Source organism: Methanofollis ethanolicus (assembly GCF_001571385.1).
Lineage (GTDB): Archaea > Halobacteriota > Methanomicrobia > Methanomicrobiales > Methanofollaceae > Methanofollis > Methanofollis ethanolicus.
This window is the reverse complement of the sequence record NZ_BCNW01000001.1, coordinates 2,196,909-2,220,930: the sequence shown is the minus strand read 5'-3', so window position 1 is coordinate 2,220,930 and position 24,022 is coordinate 2,196,909. Positions and strand designations below refer to the sequence as shown.

At 63.5% G+C, this 24,022-nt stretch carries 13 protein-coding genes; 5 read left to right on the top strand and 8 right to left on the bottom strand.

The features are described from left to right. Positions 1 to 272: 272 nt before the first annotated feature. The gene (locus MEFOE_RS10710; protein WP_067051950.1) at positions 273 to 776 is read right to left on the bottom strand and encodes a hypothetical protein; all 504 of its coding nucleotides are present in this window, start codon (positions 774 to 776) and stop codon (positions 273 to 275) included. Between the two features lie 105 nt (positions 777 to 881). Between MEFOE_RS10710 and MEFOE_RS10705 the strand changes: the two genes are divergently transcribed. Continuing rightward, positions 882 to 1,124: a hypothetical protein gene (locus MEFOE_RS10705; RefSeq protein WP_067051948.1), complete on the top strand. Its 243-nt coding sequence runs from the start codon at positions 882 to 884 to the stop codon at positions 1,122 to 1,124. A 64-nt stretch (positions 1,125 to 1,188) separates the two neighbouring features. Continuing rightward, positions 1,189 to 2,388 carry an ORC1-type DNA replication protein gene (locus tag MEFOE_RS10700; protein ID WP_067051946.1) on the top strand — a complete coding sequence of 400 codons (1,200 nt, stop codon included), beginning with the start codon at positions 1,189 to 1,191 and terminating at the stop codon, positions 2,386 to 2,388. A gap of 256 nt (positions 2,389 to 2,644) precedes the next feature. Here the strand turns inward: MEFOE_RS10700 and MEFOE_RS10695 are convergent, their stop codons facing one another. The 6 genes from MEFOE_RS10695 to MEFOE_RS10675 all read right to left on the bottom strand — a co-directional run bounded on the left by MEFOE_RS10695 (position 2,645) and on the right by MEFOE_RS10675 (position 11,688). Further along, on the bottom strand, positions 2,645 to 4,327 hold the full coding sequence (locus tag MEFOE_RS10695; RefSeq protein ID WP_067053232.1) for an RNA-binding domain-containing protein: 1,683 nt from the start codon (positions 4,325 to 4,327) through the stop codon (positions 2,645 to 2,647). Positions 4,328 to 4,450: 123 nt separating this feature from the next. After that, positions 4,451 to 7,216 carry a hypothetical protein gene (locus MEFOE_RS10690; protein WP_067051944.1) on the bottom strand — a complete coding sequence of 922 codons (2,766 nt, stop codon included), beginning with the start codon at positions 7,214 to 7,216 and terminating at the stop codon, positions 4,451 to 4,453. After that, positions 7,213 to 7,509, bottom strand: a complete 297-nt coding sequence (locus MEFOE_RS10685) for a hypothetical protein (protein ID WP_067051942.1) — start codon at positions 7,507 to 7,509, stop codon at positions 7,213 to 7,215. The genes MEFOE_RS10690 and MEFOE_RS10685 overlap by 4 nt, the downstream gene beginning before the upstream one ends. Beyond that, on the bottom strand, positions 7,506 to 7,745 hold the full coding sequence (locus MEFOE_RS13805; protein ID WP_153015948.1) for a hypothetical protein: 240 nt from the start codon (positions 7,743 to 7,745) through the stop codon (positions 7,506 to 7,508). Before MEFOE_RS13805 ends, MEFOE_RS10685 begins: the two co-directional genes overlap by 4 nt. A gap of 896 nt (positions 7,746 to 8,641) precedes the next feature. Beyond that, positions 8,642 to 9,640: an asparagine synthase C-terminal domain-containing protein gene (locus MEFOE_RS10680; protein WP_067051940.1), complete on the bottom strand. Its 999-nt coding sequence runs from the start codon at positions 9,638 to 9,640 to the stop codon at positions 8,642 to 8,644. Positions 9,641 to 9,756: 116 nt separating this feature from the next. Then, a complete protein-coding gene (locus MEFOE_RS10675; RefSeq protein ID WP_160329538.1) occupies positions 9,757 to 11,688 on the bottom strand; it encodes a PAS domain S-box protein in 1,932 nt (643 codons plus the stop codon). Positions 11,689 to 12,047: 359 nt separating this feature from the next. Here MEFOE_RS10675 and MEFOE_RS10670 point away from each other — a divergent pair, with 359 nt between their 5' ends. The 3 genes from MEFOE_RS10670 (at position 12,048) to MEFOE_RS10660 (ending at position 21,723) form a co-directional block, all read left to right on the top strand. Next, entirely contained in the window at positions 12,048 to 12,452 is a 405-nt protein-coding gene (locus MEFOE_RS10670) for a nuclear transport factor 2 family protein (protein WP_067051936.1), read from the top strand. Between the two features lie 462 nt (positions 12,453 to 12,914). Continuing rightward, the gene (locus MEFOE_RS10665) at positions 12,915 to 18,437 is read left to right on the top strand and encodes a PKD domain-containing protein (protein WP_160329537.1); all 5,523 of its coding nucleotides are present in this window, start codon (positions 12,915 to 12,917) and stop codon (positions 18,435 to 18,437) included. A gap of 331 nt (positions 18,438 to 18,768) precedes the next feature. Beyond that, entirely contained in the window at positions 18,769 to 21,723 is a 2,955-nt protein-coding gene (locus MEFOE_RS10660; protein WP_160329536.1) for a right-handed parallel beta-helix repeat-containing protein, read from the top strand. Between the two features lie 543 nt (positions 21,724 to 22,266). On the opposite strand, the gene purB is transcribed toward MEFOE_RS10660, so the two are convergent. After that, positions 22,267 to 23,607, bottom strand: coding sequence for an adenylosuccinate lyase (purB, locus tag MEFOE_RS10655; protein ID WP_067051930.1), 1,341 nt, complete (start codon positions 23,605 to 23,607; stop codon positions 22,267 to 22,269). Positions 23,608 to 24,022 lie beyond the last annotated feature (415 nt).

The following is a 24,022-nucleotide window of genomic DNA, read 5'->3' as shown; positions in this document are numbered from 1 at the left end:
CTCTTTTATCAGCCGCACCACCTGATACCGGTCCAGACGGGTGATCTGCCTGATCTCCGCATTCGACAGCCCCCCCCTCGCCGTGCTCGGCCCGCTGCCTGAGCACACTCAAGCCCCGCGTCTTCGCCGTCTCCGCCCTGATGAAAACGCATTATTTCCTGTCGAATACCGAAATAATCTCTCATTGGTCGTTTCTGAAAAGAAGCCCATCCTGCCCGTATTCCCGGACAGAACCACGAAAAAAGAGGTCAGGGAGGGGGGAAGATCCCCTCTCACCCCAGCGCGGCCACGCCGTCTGCCCATGCCTCGACCGCCGCGAGGACGGCATCGTCCTCGTAGGACGAGACCCGCACCGAGGTGCGGGTGAAGGCGACGGAGTACACCTCGCCGTTTGCCGCGTGGCACTTGAGGCGGCAGGTGTACGCCTCGCTGTCCGGGTCGGCGACCGCGGAACCGCCGATGGCGGTCTCGAGTGCGGTGTTCCCGAGGATCTCGGTCTTCGCCGCGTTGAACCCGGCGAGAGTGGGAGCGCGTGCCGCGGCCGTGCCGACGACGCGGCCGAGGGTGTTCTCGTACATGACCCGGGCCGTGTAGGCCTCGCCGGCCTTCTCGACCGGGTCGTGCGAGACGCCCGCTCCCTCCCAGGAGGTGCAGCCCCAGGGGTTGTTCGTCAGGACATTCTCGATGATGCCATTGAAAGTGGCAGCATCCTCGATCGGCACGGTCAGTTTCCGCACCGACGTCTTGTTCGTGGTGGACAGGGCAAAGTCTGCCATGTGTTCGATCTCCTGCCTGGAGGTCCCGGGTCCATCACAGGCTGGAGAGAACTATTACCACAAGTAATATTAATCTACCTTGACCGCGGAGAGGTTTCTTCAATCATGCCCGAGAAGAGCACCCGGGAACTGGTCGTCGAGACCGCCCGAGACGTGAAATGGATCTGCCGGACCCTGGCCGAGATGAAAGACCGCGACGCCGAGATGGAGGGCCGCCTCCGCGCCCTCGAAGGGTGGCGGAGCGAGGCGGCAGGGGAGGAACGGCGGGAACGCCAGATCGCCGCCGGCGCGGGCGGGGTCGTCGGCGGTATCGTCGCCGTGGTGGTGAAGGTGATCGGGTGGGGGTGAAGGCCGTTCACATTCACCCCGCACACGGCCCACCCCTATATACCCCGACCGCCACCCCTCTCCCATGACACCCTCCCTCCTCATGAGCGACCAGACGCTCTTCCGCGACCCCGACCTCTTCGAGTTCGACCGCCTCCCCGAACAGTTCAACTACCGCGACACCCAGGTCAAAGACCTCGCCTTCGCCCTGCGGCCCGCCCTCCGCGGCACCCGCCCCCTCAACACCGTCCTCCGGGGACCGCCCGGCACGGGGAAGACCACCGCTGTCCGCCGCATCTTCGCCGAGGTCGAGGAGACGACGCAGATGGTCGTGCCCGTCCTCGTCTCCTGCCAGAAGGACAGGACGCGGCCGGCGGTCTTCGCCCGCATCTACGAGGGGATCGCGGGCCACAAACCCCCGGCGGTCGGCGTGCCCTACACCAAGATCGTCGACGAGGTGGGGCACCTCCTGGCCACGCGCGAGGCGGTTCTCGTCGTCTGCCTCGACGACGCCGACGCACTCCTCCCCGACGGCGTGCTGAACGAGGTGCTCGCCGCCATCCTCCGCCTCCACGAGAGTTATCCGGGCGCACGGACCGGGGTGTGGATGACCGTCTCGTGCCCGGCGTTCGACCTCCTCCGCGACCTCGACCGCCCGACGTTTTCGGTGCTCTGCCCGAACGAGGTTGCCTTCCCGCCCTACACCGCCGACGAAGTGCGGGGCATCATCGGCGAGCGCGTGCTGGTCGGGCTGTACCCGGGCGTGCTGCCGCCGGCGGCGATGGACCTCCTGGTGGAGCGGACGATGGCCTGCGGCGACCTGCGGATCGGTCTGGACATGGTGAAGAGGGCGGTGCTTGCGGCGGAGAAGGAGGCGAGGACCGAGGTGACGGTCGAGGACGTGCTGACGGCGTACTCCCTCTCCCGGCACCTGCATGTGGCGATTGCAGTGCGGTCCCTCGCGGCGGGGGAGAGGGCGGTGCTCGACGCGGTCCTCGCCCTGGAGCGGGAGGGAGGCGGGCCGGTGACGGCCGGGATGGCGTACGAGCGGGTCTGCGCAGGGGGGAGGACGAGTTACACGACCTTCCACGAGAGGCTGAAGAAGTTGGAGCACCTGCGCCTCGTGGACCTCGCGGTGCGGCAGGGGAAGGGGAGGACGCGGGTGATCGAGGTGAGGGACGGCGTGGGGGAGGTGATCGCTCCTTCTGGTTCGGCGGAGGTATCGGTTGTGTCTCCGGCCGGTGTTGCGGACGATGGAAAGTGTCGATATGATGGTGGGCGGTGATCGCGGTCGCCCTCTCGGAGGAGTTCGGGGAGTCTTAGAGAGATGTCTCTGTGTCGTGGGCCAAGATCACGCTAGATTTGAATTGGTCTCGGAAAAAGTGAGGTGTCTACTTTGTCCACCGTGTTCACTTTGTTTACAATCTCCAATCATTCACCCAATTCGGGTTTCAAAACACCCCTCAAAAATTGTTTATTTTGCAATTCAGTCAGAAATATCCGGATTCGTTTCGTCAATCTTCGCTAATTCTTTCCGCCAATCATACCTCATTGGCAGGGTCGGGGGTGAGCACCCACTTCGCGCCCTTCGTCTTCCCGATGGTCGTGATCGTCCCTTCCTTACGCATCTCCTGGAGCAGATCCTTGATGAAATGGCGCCTCTGGTCTTCGTTCAGAGCATCGGAAACCTTGTCCAGCAGCAGGTCTTCAATCTCCGCCAGCCTCGCCTCATGGTACGTCCGGAGGTACGCCACCACCATGCTCTTGAAATGCGCCCTGTCAAACGGCCTCTTCCGGATATAATCGGCCTTCGTATCGATCTCGGCCGCGACACTCTCCGAAACGTACAGGTTCGGATATCGTCCCTCGATGAGTTTCTTCTTCCGCAGAATAGTCCGTTCCTCTGGAGTGATGGGATGGCCCTTTTGCACCTTGTCGAGGGCGATCACATCCGTCAGCGTCAACTCCTTCCTTTTGACGAGCATCCGGGTGTACTTCTCATCAATCACCCGACCGGGAATCGTGACCCGCACCACGCCCTCTTCGTCGAGGTCATAATCAGGCATCGGAAAATTGCGGTCCCGCTGTATCCGGAACATCCTTTTGATCCCGCTGCCGATGGTGTCGATCATCTTCAATTCGACCATCGCATTGGCAAGGAAGGGGTTTCGATACCGGTCGGGCGGCACATCGCGCTCGATCACGCTCAGCACCGTGCCGGGAATAAACTCGCCGCGGTTGGTAAACATCAGGGAGCCCGGCCTCTCGGTCACCGTGATGCGGGCCGACTGTCGGTAGTCCTGGTGGGCGATGCAGTTGTGCAACGCCTCGCGGATCACCCAGGGGTCATATTGCGACACTTCCAGGGGGAAGAGCGTTTCCCCTGAGATATGGCGGATGGTAAGGTTTCGGACCTTGTGAAAAACGCGGTCGACAGCGAGGATCAGCGGGGGTCCGAAATGCGCATAGTCTACTTCCACCTCGTCCTTATCCCTGAGGACCCAGGTGATGTGTGCAATGGCAGGCGAGAGAAGATGTGCGGCCTCGCTCTTTCCCAGGAGGATGATCGCGGCATTCGTCATCCGACCCTGAGGACAGACTTTTGCCTTGGCAAGGAACGTACTGTCGTCCCACTCGTCGACCTCGCTCGCAAGGCCCTGGTGTTTCTCTTTGTATTTTTCCCGTGCAAAGGCGATCGCCTCTGGATCGAGGTCTGCAAGGGTGGCGCCCTCACAGACCTTCGCCGACCAGTCGTCCTGAGGGGGCTGGCTGTGTATCTGGTCCATCTCGTAGAGGGCAAGGGGTTCGAGAGATTCATGACTCCGGCCATATGCAACACCCTTCCAGGTGGTCGGAATGCCGCGGGGGCACGGAGGGATCTCGAACATCACCACCCGTCCACAGTCGACGGTGAGTTCGTGAATGGCGGCAAATGTTATCCGATGATTCGTATGGTGTGCGATCTCCTCCTTGAGGCGATCGAGGCCGGGCGGAGTGAGACGATAATGTGAGCCGACAACCTCTCTGGGCGGTCTGTCGGTGACGCCGAAGATCAGCCAACCTGCCGGCTTCCCGTTCAGATTGGCTTCATTGCTCAATGCAGAAAAATATTTGCCGATTTTGTCGAAATCGTAGTTGTTTCTTGCTTCTTTGAACTCGATACATTCGGTCTCGGCCGGTAGAAGCAGCATCTCCTGCAGTTGAACTTTCAGATCCCCGGACATCGCGGTATTCTCCCCTCTCATGCCAGACGCATGAGTGATCTGGTCGTTTCCTCCATAAAGTTCTCCCGCATGTCTTCCTCCCCCGGGGCCACCGGCAGCGCGTGCCGCTGATGCGCCACGGACTCACGCAATCCCCCTCCTCTCATTCCACGCCTGCACCAACCGACCATAACACCTCTCGCAGAGTCTCGCCCGCCCGTCGCCTGAGCGGTACACCGCCCTCCCCTCGTCGCAGACAGTGCACCGTCCGAGGTCGGTCGAGACCCGCGTGAACTCCCGGTGGTCCAGGACGCCGGGGAGTGTCGTCGGTCCTTTTCTTTCAGCAGTTTTCAGCAACTTTCGGAAGGTGCTGAAATTCAACGGATGTGTTGATGGTGGCCGATCAGGATTATCCCCCCGAAGCGGCGACATCGCGGGATCGTTTTCAGCATCGCGCATATCACACCCACCCGCACACCCGGACGCCGGGGGAGAGGTGTCACTGTGTGGGTGTGTGTTTTGCTGTAAGTTAGTACAGAGAGAGAGACGCGTCTCTCTATCTGTACTAGTACTGTCAGTTTCCGGGCCGTCCCTTGTCTTTTTTCTATCGCGGCAGGTGCTGAAATTCTGCTGAAAACGTGCTGAAATGCTGAAAGTATCATCGCGGTCGGGACCGGGACCGTCGTCCCGGTCACCTCCCTCATCGATCCACACCTCGCCGCCGCGTGCCCAGCGCCGGTAGGTCTCGCGGTCGAAGAGAAAGAGGTGCTCCCGCCGGCGGACCGCGTAGCCCTCGCAGTCCTCGGTGACCATGGTGTCGAGATAACTGATCGCCGGGCACTTCTCCAGAAGGCCGGAGTAGGTCATCCCCCGGCTTGCGTAGCCGTGGAGGATACGGTAGGTCTGTTGGTACGAAAGCCCGAGGGCGTCCTGGAGCATCTTGACGGTGAACTGCTCCCACCCCATCGTGGCCACCGTCTCCAGGGCGGCGGCCTCGTTCTTCGTGAGTTTCGTCTCCTGCCCGCCCGACTCGCCGTTGATCGCCGCATATATCCGGGCAGCGGCGGCGAAGTCCGACCTGTCGGCCCTGATGCCGCCGTCGTACGCCTCCCTCTGGAAACGGTGGAGGAGGGCGTGGCACTTGATGAGGTCGAAGAGCATGCCGGGGTTGCGGCGGTTGGTGGTGGCGGAGAAGTGAACTCTCTCCGCGTACGGGATGGAGACGTGGAGGCGTTCCTCTTTGAGGACCTCCCAGATGGCGCGGCAGACGGGAAGGTCCGGGTCCTCGTCGTCGCCGTCGTCCTCCCGCGCCTCCCGCTCTTTCATGTGCCTGAGGACACGCTCGTCCTGCTCGGCCGAGTCGTCGATCCAGACGGTGAGCATGCGGTTCATCACCTGGTCGTCGCCAGGATCTTCCACGCGGGCGAGCCACCAGACGCAGCGTTCAGGTATCCGGCAGACCTGGAGTTTGCGGTCGGGCGAGACGGTGTGGTGCTCGATCCTCTCCCTGAAGTTCGCCGTCGCCGCCTTCAGGACCTCCTGGAGGTCCTCGGAGAGGGTGACGTCGTCGAAGAGGAAGACGGTGCTCGGCCGCAGATCGTCGTTGTAGTAGAGAGCCTTGTTCGAGACGGTCCCGGCGAGGCGGTAGCCGGTCGGCACCTGCTTGAGCATGGTGGTGCAGGCGTGGCTCTTCCCTTTCCCTGAGGTCCCGGAGACCGAGACGTGCAACCCGTTCGTGTTCTCCACCGACTGCGAGGCGAGGGACATCACCAGGCACTCGGCGACGGTGCGGTCGCCGACGTGCTCGCGGTTGAAGGTGTCGAGGAGGAAGGCGCGGGGGTCGCCGCGGGTGAGGATGGCGAGGGCTTTCTCGCGGTATGCGGGGTCGGGTGCCGGAGGTTTCGGGGGAGGTGGCGGCACCTCCCGCCTCTTCTGCTGTTTTGGTTCGTACCTGTCCCGCAGTTCTGGCCACCTCTGCACCCCGCCGCCGCAGGAGGCGTGGTGGCACCCGGCATAGACCGCACCGCTCGGGAACTGGACGGCGAAGGCGCCGTCGCGGTGGGCGGTCGAGAAGGGGCAGTCGGCGAGGACGTACAGCGTGCCGCCCTGCCAGGGCCGCGTGCTCCGCACGGCAATGCCGTGCTCAGAAAGCCAGGCGGTGAGGTCGGTCTTGGATCCCTTCGCCGGGGCCGGGGCCTCGACCGGGAGGAGGGCGGCGGTCTCCCTGAGGAGGTCGGGCGCCACCACCTCCGCCGTCTCGGGCGCCGAGAGGATCCTCGCCCGCCGGTGCGGCCTCTCCGGGGTGTGGTCGCCTTTTCGGGAGAGTGTCCCGTAGAGTTTCCAGATCCGGGCCGGGTTAAAGTTCGCCGTGTCCACGGTGACGTGCTCATCAGAGAAGAGGGCGTCGAGGGTGGCGAGCACGCCCTTCACCAGGGCCGTCGCCTCGTCGTCGGGCGGGAGGTCCACCCGGTAGAGGAGGTGCGCCCCGTTGCCCGAGTCGGCCCTGATCGGGGCGGGGAAGCCCCGTTCGGAAAGCCAGAGGGCGATCTCGTCGGCCTTCGCGAGTGCCGCCGCGTGCTCCGCATCCGTGGACGAGACCCCGCTCGGCCGCACCGGGTCCAGGTCGATGGGCAACCAGCGCCGGCGCACGATGTCGGCGTCCGCGGTGGTGGCGTCGCTCCGGGAAAGCCGCATCTTCACCCTGTTCGCTCTTCGGGCCAGGAGGGCCGGGTCCACCTCGTTCAGGGTGACATAGATCCCGCGGACCTCGGGGTCGGCGTCCAGGGCCTCGGCTGCCGCCGCAAGGCGGGCAAAATCGTCGAAGTAACCGGAGTGCGTCGCATAGTCCCCCAACGCCCGCACCTCCACCACGCCGCCGGGAAACAGGGCGGCGAGGGCCCGGGGGATCATGGCCGCCCCTCCGGCACCAGGGGGAAGAGCGGCGCGGAACGGGCCTCGCCCGTGGCGACGCGGCGGAACGAGACGAGCGGCACGATGAAGTGGCCCGCCACGGTGAAGACCTTCACCGCACGGCCCGCGGCGTTCACCGCCGCGTGGCCCACGATTGCCTCCCCGTCCCACACCGGCACCGCGTGGCCGCGGACGAGGAGGAGGCGCAGGTTTTCAGGGGCGATCCGGTAGCGCTCCCGACCGACGAGCAGGTAGACCGCGTCGTCGGACCCGAGACGGAGAGTGGCCGTCATTCCTGCACCACCACCGTGATCCCGTACATGTGCCTGCCGCCCCGCGTCACGTGCATTTCGCGGATCGCCCCGCCGAACTTCTTCACGCTGGCCGTGACCGCGGGGGGGACGAGGTAGAGAGGCACCGCCTCGATCACATCGCTATGCTTATGTGCCGCGCCCTCCGACTCTGTGATGGCGGCCCGGCGGTTGGTGCGGTAACCATGTACGTCCTGGCTGCCATCTATGCCCTGCATCTCTTCTCCTCCTCGACGACTTCGACCATCCGGTTCCCGATGCCCTGGCGGGCGTCGCTATCTTCCTGTCTGACTTTTTTCGTTTTCCTGTTCATGGAGGTCTGCCTCCGTGTGGGGTGCCGGGACCGGGAACGCCCGGAAAAATGCTGCCGCATGAAGGGGCAGGCGATAGGGGAACGTCGGCCCGGCGACTCCCGGAGAAGAGATAGCAGGCAGGGGATATAAAAGAAAAGTAGAGGTTTTGAATGTGTTTTTTCAGATTTCGGCTCTGGAGAAATCCTCCTCCATCGGTTGATTGTGCGTGCCGATCCTCTGCCTTCCCCTTCCCGTTCGCCGGGGGACTTTTGCCCCCGGACCCCCGCGCGAGGATTGGTCCCGGGAAGAAAGGGTCGGAGTCCTGGAGGAGGAGGAGGCCATCCCTGCCCCTATCGTAATGGCAGGGGGTATGGGGGGCGGCAGCCCCCCCGGACCTGGCACGTCTGAACAGAATTTTTTCCCCTATCACTTCAGGAAGTACTTTCCCGCAAGGGTTTACCATGAAAATGATCTTGGAGAACGTCTCTCCGGGTTTGCATGAGACTCTGACTCTCATCGAGCATCCCCTTTCAGAGATGGGAGGTCCGCATTCTGCCTTCCCGGCCCTATCGCACTGCGGGGGTACGGGGGCAACGAGAAGACCGAAGGTCTTCGAGGTAGTCCCCCGGCGCGAGCGTGGGGGAAGGCATGTTGACCAGCAGACCCCAAAGAACAATTTTCATCGCGTATGCGTGAGTCCCCCGAGACTCATGCCCGATTCTCCAGAGCCCAGATATCACCTTTTCTTTTCTTTCCGGCGGTCCCTTCCTCGACGGTGGCGACACCCCCGCCGGTGAAGGAGCGGGAACAGGCGACGGCGGTTACTCGGCGTCGCACGTCATGGCCTTCAGCCAGTCGGTAACGTGATCGTATCCGTTACGGCGTGCGAGTCTCTGGATGGTCTTCCAGATCCCGCTCCCGTACTGCATCGCCTTCTTCTCGGCCCGTGCGAATTCCGGCGGGATGTGCCTCTCCGCGACCTTCCGCAGCGGCGCCTTCCGCACCCCGTCCCGCACTTTCTCGGCCGGGGGGATGGCGCCTGCCGCCGCCACGACGCGGAGGTCCAGGTACGGGAGAGAGAACGCGGTACCATAATGGGCGGCCACCGCCCCGTCCCGTGCGACCTGCCGCGGGAGGTCGGCGACGCCCGCCTCAAGGGCGGCGGCGAGGTCGTCGTTGTCGAGGTAGCGTGCGTAGCCGCCGAAAAGTTCGTCGGCGCCCTGCCCGGCAAGGATGCGCCCATACCCCTGCTCCTCAGCCCAGCGGCACACAAAATATTCCGTCGTGGCGATGGAGGCGTCCACCGGGTTCGGGTCGCCGAGGACGGCGACGACCTCGTGCAGCGCCTCCTCCACCTCACCTTCGGTGACGGCGACGGCGTCGCAGGGGATCCCGAGAATTTCTGCAAGGGCGAGGGCCCGCCTCTGGTCGTGCGAACCGTCCAGGCCGACGACGACCGCGGGGAGACGGGCGAGGGCGGCGACGAGCGCTGAGTCCACGCCGCCCGAGAGGGCGACCGCGGCGCCGTCGACCGTCCGCAGGGCGACCGCCTCGACGACCGCCTCGTCGAGGTCGCCGGCAGGATAGCAGGGGTCCACAGGGCCGACGACCTCGCCGTCGCAGGTGACCGTCCCTGCCGGCGAGGGCCCGGGCACGATGCCGAAATGGTCCCGCGCCTCCCACTCGCCGTACCGAAGACAGAACTCGCCGCCGAAAAGAGAGACGTCGCGGGGGTTCTCCGTCAGGACGGCCAGCACCTCCTCCTCAGAGAGGCGCCGTCCGCCCTGTTCGACCCAGCCCTTCAGGAAGAGGTCAGCCACGCCGCCCCTCCTGCACGGCCGGGTGTGTGTGCAGGTTTGCCATGTTCAGGTACAGGGTTTGGGGCTGTATGATATAGATAGGCACGATCGCGGATCGCCCCTCCTCACTCTCCCTGTCACCCCACGGTGCCGTCAGGAAACATCCCGTAGTGGCGGCGCAGCACCGCCCTGATCTTCTCCGACTGGAGCCAGCCCTGGTCGAGGCTCTTCACCTGGGCGTCGACCTCCCTGACCTCTGCGGCGATCCTGCCCCCGACCTCCTCGTCGTACAGGACGGCAAGCCCGAGGATCACCTGCAGGGGATTTCTGATGTGGTCGTTGAGGATGGCGAACTGCTCCATGTTCTTCTCGATCTGCCTGAACGCCACCGCCTCCTTTTTTTGCCGTTCTATCCTCTCGGTGATGTCCCGTGCGACGGCAAGGACCACCGGCTTTCCGGCCATTTCAAAGAGGGTGCACCGCATCTCGACCGGCAGGGTTGACCCGTCCTTTCTGACAAAGACGGACTCGAAGGCGGTTTCACCGTGGAGGAGAAGGTTTTCCATGTTCCCGGCATGGGAGGCCTGTGTCTTCGGGTCTTCGATCTCGCCGGGCGGCATGGACAGGAGTTCTTCCCTGGGGTACTGGAGATAGGTGCAGGCTGCCGGGTTCACCTCGATCAGGCGTCCCGGATGGTTGTCGTCTGTGAGTTCTATGAGAAAAATGGCGTCTCTGGCATTGTTGAAGAGTTCGCGGTACTTCTCCTCGCTCTCTGTCAGGGCGGCCTCGGCCTGTTTCTGTGCGGTCCTGTCGATGAACGTCCCGAGGACCGCCGGCATCCCGCGATAGGACGTCCGTGTCCCGAAGTGTTCGAGGGAGAGCGGGCGGCCGTTTTTCCCGCGTCCCCTGACATCGTCCCGTGCCATGGTCGTCTCGCCGGAGAGGAGATGTTGCATGGTCTCCTGGAAACGGGGCAGGTCGGCCGGGACGATGATCTCTGTCGGGCCCATCTCTCCGACGACCTCCGCCTCCGTGTAGCCGAAGAGTCTGCCGAAACCGGGGTTGACGTACCTGATGGTGCCGCCCTGGGTCAGGTAGACTCCGGAGGAGGAGTACATGACCGGCAGGCGGTAGAGGTCATCGACGCGTTGTCTCAGGATGGCGGCGCCGATGATCCGCGTTGCAACCTTGAGTGCCTCGATCTCCGCTCCCGGCCACGTCCTCTCCTCTCGGCAGTCGTCGAGGACGAGGCACCCCCACCACTCCCTCTCGACGATGAGAGGGACCGCGACGAGGGAGAGGACCTGCCCTGAAGATAGATATTTTTGCGCCTTCTCAGGGAATTCTCCCGACCCGGCGGCGACCGGACGGCCCGCGGCAAGGTCGGCGTACCACCCCGGTGTCTCTTCCGGGGAGACGATCTGCCGGTTCTTCCCCCGTGGCCTGATCCCTGCCGCGGTCCACTCCCAGCACCGGGGTCTGGACGGGTCTGCCGCAGTCCTGCTGTTTTCGAAGAGGTAGGCCCTGCTCACCCCGGTCGCCTCCCCCAGGCGCCGGAGGACCTCCGGCATCTCGTCGCTCCACTCTCCCTGTTTCATCAGGGCGTCCGCAGCATATCCCACGGCATCGAGGATCGCATCCCGCCTGAGCGCCGTATCTTCAGCACGCCTCCTGTCGGTGATGTCCTCTGCCGTGCAGACCGCAGAGATGACATTGCCGCAATCATCAAGGACGGGTTTTTTTGTGATGACAAGCAACCGCTCCTCCCCGAGAGCGTTGCAGGCCCATTGAGTGGTCTGGATAATTTTTTTGCCGATGAAGACCTCTTCGTTCTCTCTGATGCAGGTTGCCGCCTCATCTTCTTCTGGGATGACGTCCCTGATCGCCCGTTTCTCAAGGTTTTCTTTCTTCAGCCCGAGGAACTCCGCCCTGGCGGTGTTGACCGCCCCGTATGTCGAAGGGTCGGAGAGTGTCCATGCCTGTACGGGCATGGCGTCGAGGAGAAGCAGATATTCGCCCCCGGGGATTGTGGGAGAGTGGTCTCTCTTTTCCAGGGATTTTCCGGTCATCCGCATGCTCTCTCCGGGAGCAGAACTCCCGCGTGGTATCTGGTATTTTTGCTCTGGTATGGTATCCCCCCCTTTTGCTGACTCTGATCGGTACTGCAACGTGTCTCTGTACATGTCTGAAGTCTCCTCTATTAAGGGGCGGGACAAGGGGATTTCCCGGAATGGAGGCTAAAAAGACATTCCAATAATCGTATTAATTGGTTCCGGTTTCATCAGGCCGGGGTCGCGTATTTTTTCTTCTTATGTCTCTGTCGTACCCTCTCGCTCCGGGTGTGTTCTCCGCTCTCATCTCGCCGGCAGGGGGCGCGGATGGCGCAGGGTCAGGAAAGGCTAACTCCTTTCTGTTCTATTCTGTACAGATGTTTCTCAGTGCAAAGACACGTGAGGCGGTGACGAAGACGATGTACGCCTACGCCTCCGCGTACGGACGAAAGGACGCGGACGGCGTTGCGGCGCTGCTGGCGCCCGAGGTGATCGGGATCGGTTCGGAGAGCGGGGAGTGGGTGGAGGGGCGCGACGAGTACGTCTCGGCCATCACCCGCGAATTCGCAGGGTGCGACGATCTCTCGCTCGAATACGGCGACCTCAGGATCGCGGCGGACGGGATCATCGCCTGGGTGGCGACGCCCTTCGAGATGACGGTCACGGCGGAGGGCAGGGTGCGGCACCTGAACGGCGTCCTGACCGCCGTCCTGATGAACACCTGGGACGGGTGGCGCTTTGTCCAGATACACGTCTCCGTGCCGGAGGGCGGGGAGGAGTGAGTGATTGGCGGTCCCGGAAGGGGCGCCGGTTCTTTTTTCCGGGCACCATACATGACCTGTAGGGGCGGGAATGGTTCGAGAAAACCCCCCGGGGTTTTCGAGAAGGCGGCAGGGTTGCCGTGGGGATCAGTTGACGGCTGTTCTCTTCCTATTCTGGTGCCGTTGGCGGTGCACTCTCTTTTGCGCGCCGCATTCGAGATCCCCGGTCCCGTATCCGGCCCTCATGAAACTCGTAGAGACGGATTAACCCTATATGTGTTCCGTTGGCCGTAATCAGCCTGCATGGTTTGTATATGTCTGCAATTAGTAAATCCAATATATAGTATATTACCATTACTAATCGGAATTTTTGATATATCATCTCATCGCAATCTATAAGGATGTCATCACATCCCGTGAAAAAAGAGCGGGACGATAGGGAGTATTATGACTGAAGATCATATATACAATAATAGGGCCAGAATGGCAATTTTGTGCCTTCTTGCGGGATGTCTCCTCCTCCCCGCGGCCGCTTCCGCGGCGATCGACCACCCTCACACCTGGAATGTTTCCGTGGTGGCGGGGGCGGAGAACCTCACCGGTCTTCTGGATATCCCGGAGATCGGGGCCGGCGACACGATCCGCATCTGGGGTGTTCCGGGCCACACCTACGGGGGCGGGGTCACCATCGACGCGCCCGACGTGACGGTCACGCGCTGGGACGGGTCGCCCGCCCAACCCCTCATCTCCGGCGGCACCGTCAGGGCGTTCACCGTCCGCGCGGACAACGCCACCTTCCGCGGCCTCAACATCTCCGGGAACACGTTGAGTTCTGGTGGCGGCGCCGGGATCAACGCCTACGGAATTCAGGGCCTCACCATCGCCGACTGCACCTTTGTCGGGAATGGGGGAGACTCTGCCCTCGGCGGTGCGCTCTATGCCAAGAGCGTCGACCACATCCTGGTCGAGAGGACGGCGTTCACCGGCAACACGGCAGAGAAAGGCGGCGGTGCGTACTTCGACAGTTCCGCCGATGTCGCCCTGCCGGACACGACCTTCACGGACAACACGGCAACACAGACCGGCGGCGGTGCGTACTTCGCCTATTCCGCCGGTGTCGCCCTGACACGCACGACCTTCACGCACAACACGGCAGAGACCGGCGGCGGTGCGGTCTTCTTCAGGTCCGCCGGTGCCGCCCTGACGGGCGCGGCCTTTGCGAACAACACGGCAACGAACGACGGCGGCGGTGCGTACTTCACCAGTTCCCCCGGTGCCGCCCTGGCGGGCGCGACCTTCACGAACAACACGGCAACGAACTCCGGCGGCGGTGCGTACTTCTGCGGTTCCCCCAATGCCGACCTGACACGCACGACCTTTGCGAACAACACGGCAGAGAACAGCAACGGTGGCGGTGCGTACTTCGAAGCTTCCGCCGATGCCGCCCTGACGGGCACGACCTTTGCGAACAACACGGCAAACTTCGGTGGCGGCGGTGCGTACTTCGACTCTCTTTGTTCCACAGCCCGACTGACAAACGCGACCTTCACGCACAACACGGCAGCGAACGGTGGCGGTGCGTATTTCTCCTGGTCCATCTCTACCTCGGTGGACATCACCCTGACGGACACCACCTTCACGAACAACACGGCAAACTCTGACGGCGGCGGTGCGTACTTCGGTTCCACCGGTACCACCCTGACAAACGCGACCTTCACGCACAACATGGCAAAGAAAGACGGCGGCGGTGCGTACTTCACCGGTTCCGCCGATGCCGCCCTGACGGACACCACCTTCACCGGCAACACGGCAATGAACTGGGGCGGCGGTGCGTACTTCGTCGATTCCCCCCGTGCCGTCCTGACGGGCGCGACCTTTGCGAACAACACGGCAACGAACAACGGTGGCGGTGCGTTCTTCCGCGGTTCCACCGGTGCCACGCTGACACGCGCGACCTTCACGAACAACACGGCAGACTTCGCCGGCGGTGCGGATTTCGAAAATTCCGCCGATGCCGACCTGACGGACACTATCTTTGCGAACAACACGGCAGATTATGGCAGTGGTGGTGCATGGTTCGCCTATTCCCCCAATGCCAATCTGACACGCGCGATCTTTGCGAACAACACGGCAAAGGACCTCAGCGGTGGCGGTGCATGCTTCGAAGGTTCCTCTAATGCCACCCTGACGGACACGACCTTCGCGAACAACACGGCAGCACAGAATGGCGGCGGTGCGTACTTCTCTTCCACCGGTACCACCCTGACAAACACCGCCTTCACGAACAACAATGCAACACTGAACGGCGGCGGTGCACACTTCACCGGTTCCGACAATACCACCCTGACGGGCACGACCTTCACAGACAACACGGCAACGAACGACGGCGGCGGTGCGGTCTTCGAAAATTCCGTCAATGTCACCCTGACAGACACGGCCTTTGCGAACAACACGGCAATGAACGACGGCGGCGGTGCGTACTTCCGAGGTTCCGCCGGTGCCGCCCTGACGGGCACGACCTTTGCGAACAACACGGCAATGAACGGCGGCGGTGCGTTCTTCGACAGTTCCCCCAATGCCGCCCTGACGGGCACGACCTTCACGGACAACACGGCAGGCTTCGGCGGCGGTGCGGTCTTCGACAGTTCCGCCAGTGCCGCCCTGACGGACACCACCTTCACGAACAACACGGCAAACTCTGACGGCGGCGGTGCGTACTTCATCAATTCCGCCGATGCCGCCCTGACGGACACCACCTTCACGAACAACACGGCAAACAATGACGGCGGCGGTGCGGTCTTCGACAGTTCCGCCAGTGCCGCCCTGACGGACACCACCTTCACGAACAACACGGCAAACTCTGACGGCGGCGGTGCGTACTTCATCAATTCCGCCGATGCCGCCCTGACGGACACCACCTTCACGAACAACACGGCAAACAATGACGGCGGCGGTGCGGTCTTCGACAGTTCCGCCAGTGCCGCCCTGACGGACACCACCTTCACGAACAACACGGCAAACTCTGACGGCGGCGGTGCGTACTTCATCAATTCCGCCGATGCCGCCCTGACGGACACCACCTTCACGAACAACACGGCAAACAATGACGGCGGCGGTGCGTACTTCTCCAGTTCCGCCGATGCCGCCCTGACAGACACGGCCTTCACAGACAACACGGCAGCACAGAACGGCGGCGGTGCGTATTTCGTCGATTCCACCGGTGCCGTCATCACCAACTGCCGCTTCGACAACCCCACCAACATCTATGCAGAGGGGTCCGCCGCCGTCCTGAACGCCACCCGCACCGCCGGCACGAACATCGCGGGCGGGCCGTACCTCGGCGGCAACCTCTGGCTGAATGACCCCGCCCGGAACATCTCGGAGTGGGGTGCCGACGCCGACTTCGACGGCATCTGTGACGAACCGCTGACCATCACGGGCTTCGGCACCGACGCCCTCCCGCTGGTGTACGGCGGGACGGTGCAGGTCTCATCGACGCCCACCGGCGGTTTTGTCTTCGTCGACGGCACGAACACCACCCGCACTACAAACAACGCCTTCTACCTCCTCGCCGGCAACCACACCCTTGAAGTGGTCGGTGCGACGGCCTACGGGAGGGCGACGGTCGGCGTCACTGCCGGTACGATTGAGGACGTGACCATCACCGTCCTCGAACTGCCGGCCGCAGACTTCACCTTCACGCCGACCGGAGGCAACGCTCCCCTGACCGCCACCTTCTCCGATACCTCCACCGGGGACGTGACCGCCTGGCTCTGGGACTTCGGCGACGGCACCACCTCGACCGAGCAGAACCCGAACCACATCTACGCGAGCGCCGGGACCTACACCGTCTCCCTGAACGCGAGCAACGCCTACAGGTTCAACGTCTCCATGGTCACCGATGCCGTCCGCGTCCTCCCGGCACCGGTGGCGGATTTCACCGTCACGCCGACCGGAGGGAACGCTCCGCTGACCGTCGCCTTCACCGACGCGTCGACCGGGAACGTCACGGCATGGGCGTGGGACTTCGGCGACGGGAATGTCTCGTCCGAAAAGAACCCGTCGCACGAGTATGTGACCCCCGGCACGTACACCGTCCGGCTGAACGCAAGCAATGCGTACGGGTTCAGCCTCTCTGATGCGACGGTTCGCATCCTCCCGCCGCCTCTGGCGAACTTCACGCAGAGCACCGGCGAAGGCAATGCCCCGCTGACCGTCGCCTTCACCGACGCGTCGACCGGCAACGTGACGGCATGGGCATGGGACTTCGGCGACGGGAACGTCTCGTCCGAAAAGAACCCGTCGCATGAGTATGTGACCCCCGGCACGTACACCGTCCGGCTGAACGCAAGCAACGCGTACGGGTTCAGCCTCTCTGATGCGACCGTCCGCGTCCTCCCGGCACCGGTGGCGGATTTCACCGTCACGCCGACCGGAGGCAATGCACCTCTGACCGTCGCCTTCACCGACGCGTCGACGGGGAACGTCACGGCGTGGGCGTGGGACTTCGACGACGGGAATGTCTCGTCCGAAAAGAACCCGTCGCACGAGTATGTGACCCCCGGCACGTACACCGTCCGGCTGAACGCGAGCAACGCGTACGGGTTCAACGTCTCTGATTCAACGGTTCGCATCCTCCCGGCACCGGTGGCGGATTTCACCGTCACGCCGACCGGAGGCAATGCACCTCTGACCGTCGCCTTCACCGACGCGTCGACCGGCAACGTCACGGCATGGGCGTGGGACTTCGACGACGGGAATGTCTCGTCCGAAAAGAACCCGTCGCACGAGTATGTGACCGCCGGCACCTACACCGTCCGGCTGAACGCGAGCAACGCGTACGGGTTCAACGTCTCTGATTCAACGGTTCGCATCCTGACACCGCCGACGGCGAACTTCACGCAGAGTACAGAGGAAGGGAACGCTCCCCTGACCGTCACCTTCACCGACGCGTCGACCGGGGACGTCACGGCGTGGGCATGGGACTTCGGCGACGGGAACGTCTCGTCCGAAAAGAACCCGTCGCACGAGTATGTGACCCCCGGCACGTACACCGTCTCCCTGAACGCGAGCAACGCCTACAGCTTCAACGTCTCCACGGTCACCGATGCCGTCCGCGTCCTCCCGGCACCGGTGGCGGATTTCACCGTCACCCCGACCGGAGGCAATGCTCCCCTGAACGTCACCTTCACCGACGCGTCGACCGGGAACATCACCGCCCGGCTCTGGGACTTCGGCGACGGCACCACCTCAATTGAGCAGAACCTGACTCATACTTACGTGAGTGCCGGGACCTACACCGTCAGGCTGACCGTTGGAAATGTCTATGGGAACGACACCTCCACTGCAAACATCGCCGTCACAACCCCCGTCTCCCCCAGTCCCGGCGGTTCCGGCAGCGGTCACTCCGATGTCTCGGCCGGTACGGCGAGCAACATCCCGACAGGCGGCCACGCCTCCTTCGGCATCAGGAACTCCGCGATCTCCGAGGTGGGCGTGACGGCAGGCGAGCAGATCCCTGAAGTCCTCCTCACCGTGGAGAAGGGAAGCCTGCCCTCGGGCGTCGACGCCCCGGCCGGTGCGGTCTATGAGTACGACGAGGTGACACTCTACCGCACCACGGACGCCGCCCTCGCGGGTGCGTCCCTGAACTTCACCGTCCCGAAGTCCTGGCTGGACGCGAGGGGCTTCGCGCCTGAAAATGTGGTGCTCTACCGGTACCACGACGGCGCCTGGCACGCCCTCCCGACCCGTATCGTCGGCGAGGACGCGTACGGCTACTCCTTCACCGCCGAGAGCCCCGGTTTCTCCCTCTTCGCGATCGGGGCCGGGGAGTCCGGGCCCGCGCCGACCGCAACCGTGACGCCGACCGCAACCGCGACCGCACTCCCGGTCACGACCCCCGCCGCAGCGGCGACGACCACCCCGCAGCAGAGCCCCCTCCCCTTCGGGCTTGCCGTCCTCGCGGCCGGTGCCGCCCTCCTCCTCAGGGGGAGGCTGGGATAAAATCCTTTTTTTTCTGGATCTGGAGAATCACTCCTGAACCGAATTTTCGGTATGATACGTCCTTTTCGATGCAGGTATGGCGGTGTCTTCACTGTGCGCGCCGTCTCCGAGGCCTCCGGCGCCTCGTCCGGTCCGCCCCTCTCCCGGATGAAAGAGAAAACCCGCACATGCCCCCCCGGAACCGGCCTGCACGAATGGGCAGATATCAGTTCTCACATATTATGATTTTTACTTCGCAGATTTGATATACAAACTGATCATTATAAAAAAATCAGTTTGTGCCCGTAAAAGAATGGGCGGGACGATGCGAAGGATTATGATTGCAGATCATATGCACGACAGTATGGCCAGACTCGCAGTGCTGTGCCTTCTTGCGGGATGTCTCCTCCTCCCCGCGGCCGCTTCCGCGGCGATCGACCACCCTCACACCTGGAATATTTCCGTGGTGGCGGGGGCGGAGAACCTCACCGGTCTTCTGGATATCCCGGAGATCGGCGCCGGCGACACGATCCGCATCTGGGGCGTGGAGGGCCAGGTGTACGAGGGCGGGATCACCATCGCCGCACCGGATGTGACGGTCACGCGCTGGGACGGGTCGCCCGCCCAACCCCTCATCTCCGGTACTGCCCGGGCGTTCACCGTCACCGCGGACAACGCCACCTTCCGCGGCCTTAACATCTCCAGGAACACGTTGATCTCTGGTGGCGGCGCCGGGATCAACGCCGCCGGGATTCAGGGCCTCACCATCGCCGACTGCACCTTTGTCGGGAACGGGGGCCCTGGTTTCGGCGGTGCGCTCTATGCCGAGAGCGTCGACCACCTCCTGGTCGAGAGGACGGCGTTCACCGGCAACACGGCAAACTCTGGCGGCGGTGCGTGTTTCCATGATTCCGCCAATGTCGCCCTGACGGACACGACCTTCACGAACAACACGGCACCGAACGGCGGCGGCGGTGCGTATTTCTCCTGTTCCTCCGGTGCCAGACTGACGGGCACGACCTTCACGAACAACACGGTAACGAACAACGGCGGCGGTGCGTACTTCACCGGTTCCTCCGGTGCCGCCCTGACGGGCACGACCTTTGCGAACAACACGGCAATGAACGGTGGCGGTGCGTACTTCGCTGATTCCCCCAATGCCGCCCTGGCGGGCGCGACCTTCACGAACAACACGGCAGCAGCGGGCGGCGGTGGCGGTGCGTACTTCGAAGCTTCCGCCGATGCCGCCCTGACAAACGCGACCTTCACGAACAACACGGCAACATCGTACGGCGGCGGTGCGTATTTCCAGACCTCCGACAATGCCACCCTGACAGACACGGCCTTTGCGAACAACACGGCAACATCGTACGGCGGCGGTGCGTACTTCGACAGGTCCGCCGGTGCCACCCTGACAGACACGGCCTTTGCGAACAACACGGCAAACAACGACGGCGGCGGTGCGTACTTCACCGGTTCCTCCAGTGCCGCCCTGGCGGGCACGACCTTCACGAACAACACGGCAACATCGTACGGCGGCGGTGCGTTCTTCGACACTTCCGCCGATGCCACCCTGACGGGCACGACCTTTGAGGACAACACGGCAACGAACTTCGGCGGCGGTGCGTTCTTCCGAGGTTCCGACAATGCCACCCTGACAGACACGGCCTTTGCGAACAACACGGCAACATATTATGGTGGCGGTGTGTGGTTCGCTGATTCCGCCAATGCCGCCCTGACGGGCACGACCTTTGCGAACAACACGGCAAACGCTGGCGGCGGCGGTGCGTACTTCGACACTTCCGCCGATGCCACCCTGACAGACACGACCTTTGAGAACAACACGGCAAGTGGCGGTGGCGGTGCGTTCTTCCTCCTGTCCGACAATGCCGCCCTGACGGACACGACCTTTGAGGACAACACGGCAAATGGCGGTGGCGGTGCGTATTTCTACAGTTCCTTCAATGTCACCCTGACAGACACGACCTTTGAGGACAACACGGCAACGAACGACGGCGGCGGTGCGTTCTTCCTCTGGTCTGACAATGCCGCCCTGACGGGCACGACCTTCACGAACAACACGGCAATGAACGGCGGCGGTGCGTTCTTCCTCTGGTCCGCCAATGCCAGACTGACGGACATGACCTTCACGAACAACACGGCAATGAACGGCGGCGGTGCATTCTTCGACAGGTCCGCCGGTGCCGTCATCACCAACTGCCGCTTCGACAACCCCACCAACATCTATGCAGAGGAATCCGACGCCGTCCTGAACGCCACCCGCACTGCCGGCACGAACATCGCGGGCGGGCCGTACCTCGGCGGCAACCTCTGGCTGAATGACCCCGCCCAGAACATCTCGGAGTGGGGTGCGGACGCCGACTTCGACGGCATCTGCGACGAACCGCTGAACATCACGGGCTTCGGCACCGACGCCCTCCCGCTGGTGTACGGCGGGACGGTGCAGGTCTCATCGACGCCCACCGGTGCGTCCGTCCACCTGGACGGCGTGGCGATCGACCGCACCACGGACGCCGCCCTCTACCTCCCGCCCGGCGTCCACACGATCACCGTCTCCCTCGCAGGCTACGTGACCCCGGCCGAACAGACGGTGACGGTCGTCGAGGGCCCGAACACGCCCCTTTCCTTCGCCCTCCAGACCGTGCCGACCCCCAGTTCAGGCGGTTCCGGCGGCGGTCGCTCCGACGTCTCTGCCGGTACGGCGAGCAACATCCCGGCAGGCGGCCACGCCTCCTTCGGCATCAGGAACTCCGCGATCTATGAGGTCGGCGTGACGGCCGGGGAGCATATCCCTGAAGTCCTCCTCACCGTGGAGAAGGGAAGCCTGCCCTCGGGCGTCGACGCCCCGGCAGGTGCGGTCTTTGAGTACGACGAGGTGACTCTCTACCGCGCCACGGACGCCGCCCTCGCGGGTGCGTCCCTGAACTTCACCGTCCCGAAGGCATGGCTGGACGCGAGGGGCTTCGCGCCTGAGGACGTCGTGCTCTACCGGTACCACGACGACGCCTGGCACGCCCTCCCGACCCGTATCGTCGGCGAGGACGCGTACGGCTACTCCTTCACCGCCGAGAGCCCCGGTTTCTCCCTCTTCGCGATCGGGGCCGGGGAGTCCGGACCCGCGCCGACGGCGACCATGACCGTGACGCCGACCGGGACCGCGACCGCACTCCCGGTCACGACCCCCGCCGCCGCGGCGACGACCACCCCGCAGCAGAGCCCCCTCCCCTTCGGGCTTGCCGTCCTCGCGGCCGGTGCCGCCCTCCTCCTCAGGGGGAGGCTGGGATAAAATCCTCTTTTTTTTGCGTGAGGTCATCCCAGAACTGATCCGAACCTTCATGCACGCCGATGAAAGGGCTCACATTCGGTTCTGAAAAATCCCGTTCTGGCGTCTTGTCCGGGGGGTTTCAGCGAAGACCCGATGGGTCTTCTTGGCTCCCTGCGTTCGCCACTCGAAAACCTACGGTTTTCTCACGGTCGCTATCGCTCCCTCCCCCCGGTCTCGAAGACTTCGTCTTCTCATGCTCGCTAACGCTCGCACCCCCCATCATTGCGATAGGGGGTGGATGGCAACCTCCTTCATCAGGATCTCCGGTCTCTCTTCCCCGACCCTATCCTGTTTCGGGGAACGACCGGAGGGAGTCGAGAAAATCTCTGATTTTCGGCGTCAGTCCCCCGGTAGAGTGGTGGGGGAAGGCAGTGGTTTCGCACGATTCTTCAGGGAATTCAGGAAGATATCGACCAGATCATGATATTCTCTCCCGATCCCTGCATGCAGAGATGGGGGGAATGAACGAGAGTTCTGGGATATGCTCCGTGAAAAAAAGATTTTTCAGGCCGAGAGGGGCCTGAGTTTTGCAATGACCAGGTCGACCTGCTCGACCGCGGTGCCGATGTAGTTGTCCGGGTTGAGAAGGACGGCGATCTCCTCGGAGGAGAGGACGGCCGCGACCTTCGGGTCCTCTTCGAGGACGCCGGCGATGCTCCTCTTCTCCGCGAGGGCGGTCATGCTCGCCACGCGGACGGCCTCGTGGGCGTCCTGCCTGCCCATCCCCCTCTTCGTCAGTTCGATCATCACCGACTCGGCCAGGTTCACGCCGTGGAGGAGGTCGAGGTTCTTCCTGATGTTCTCTTCCCTGATGTTCAGGCGGTCGAGGACGCGGGTCATCACATTGAGGATGTGGTCCGCAAGGACCGAGGCCTCGGGGAAGACCACCCTCTCGCAGGAGGAGTTGGTGAGGTCGCGCTCGTCCCAGAGGGTGTTGTCCTGGAGGGCGGGTTCGACCATCGAGCGGACGATACGGGCGAGGCCGCAGACCTGCTCGCTCTTGATCGGGTTCCTCTTGTGGGGCATCGTCGAGGACCCGACCTGGTTCTTGCCGAAGGCCTCCTCGACCTCGGCGATCTCTGTCCTCTGGAGGGAGCGGACCTCGACCCCGATCTTGTCCAGGGTCGTTGCCATGTTCGCCAGGAAGAGGACGTACTCCGCGTACCGGTCGCGGGCGATCACCTGGTTCGAGACGTCGACTGCGGTGAGTCCGAGGTACTCCATCATCGCGGGCTGGACCTCAAGCCCCTTCATGCCCAGGGCCGCCTGCGTCCCGACGGCGCCGGTGAGTTGACCGACCGCAACTCTGGGCCGCATCTCGCGGAGGCGCTCGATGTGCCGCCCCACCTCGCTCGCCCAGATCGCAAACCGCAGGCCGTACGTCGTCGGCACGCCGTGCTGGCCGTGGGTGCGGGCCACGCAGACGAGGTTCTTCGTCTCCCCGGCGCGGCGGAGGAGGACCGCGAGGAGCCGCTGGAGTTTCTCCTCGATCAGGTCCATCGCCGCCTTCATCTGGAGGCCGGTGGCGGTGTCCAGCATGTCGTTCGAGGTGGCGCCGAAGTGGATCCAGCGCCCGGCGTCGCCGCAGACCTCGGTGACGGCCTTGACGACGGCCATCATGTCGTGGTTGATCTCGGCCTCGATCTCGTTCGCCCGCGCGAGGGTTGCCTTCCCCGCGCACTCCTTGATCGTCGCCGCGGCGTCGGCCGGGATGACGCCGCACGCCGCCTCGGCCTGCGCGAGCGCGACCTCCGCCGCCACTATGCACCTGAACCGGTTCTCTTCGCCCCAGACGGCCTTCATCTCCGGAGTGCCGTACCGGTAGTCTATCGGGTGGATCGCCATGGGGAATAGTGTGGACGCCTGGCGATAAAAGGGGTGTGCGTCGGGGTGGCGGATCCTTGCTGCGGGACACTGGCGCAGGCATTCATATTTCATGGTCAGTGCTCCGTGCCCGTCCTCCTCTGACCGCCAGGTTCACCTCCCGGATCCTTAAGGGTCCTGTCCCGACAAGAGCGAACAGGAGGTCCAGAGAGGGTTTTGCCATCCTCCGCCTCTCCTAATGGCCGGGGTCCGGGGGCGGCCAGCCCCCGGCACAAAGATACATCATGAGAGTTTCTACAAAGCCAAACTCTCCTGCTTTTGTTAGAGTGCTCCTCTGATCACTCGCCTTCCCCTATCTTCGCGCCGGGGGTTGCGACCCCCGGACCCCCATCATAGGATTGGGCCGGGAAGGCCATATCGAAGATCGAATGAGAGT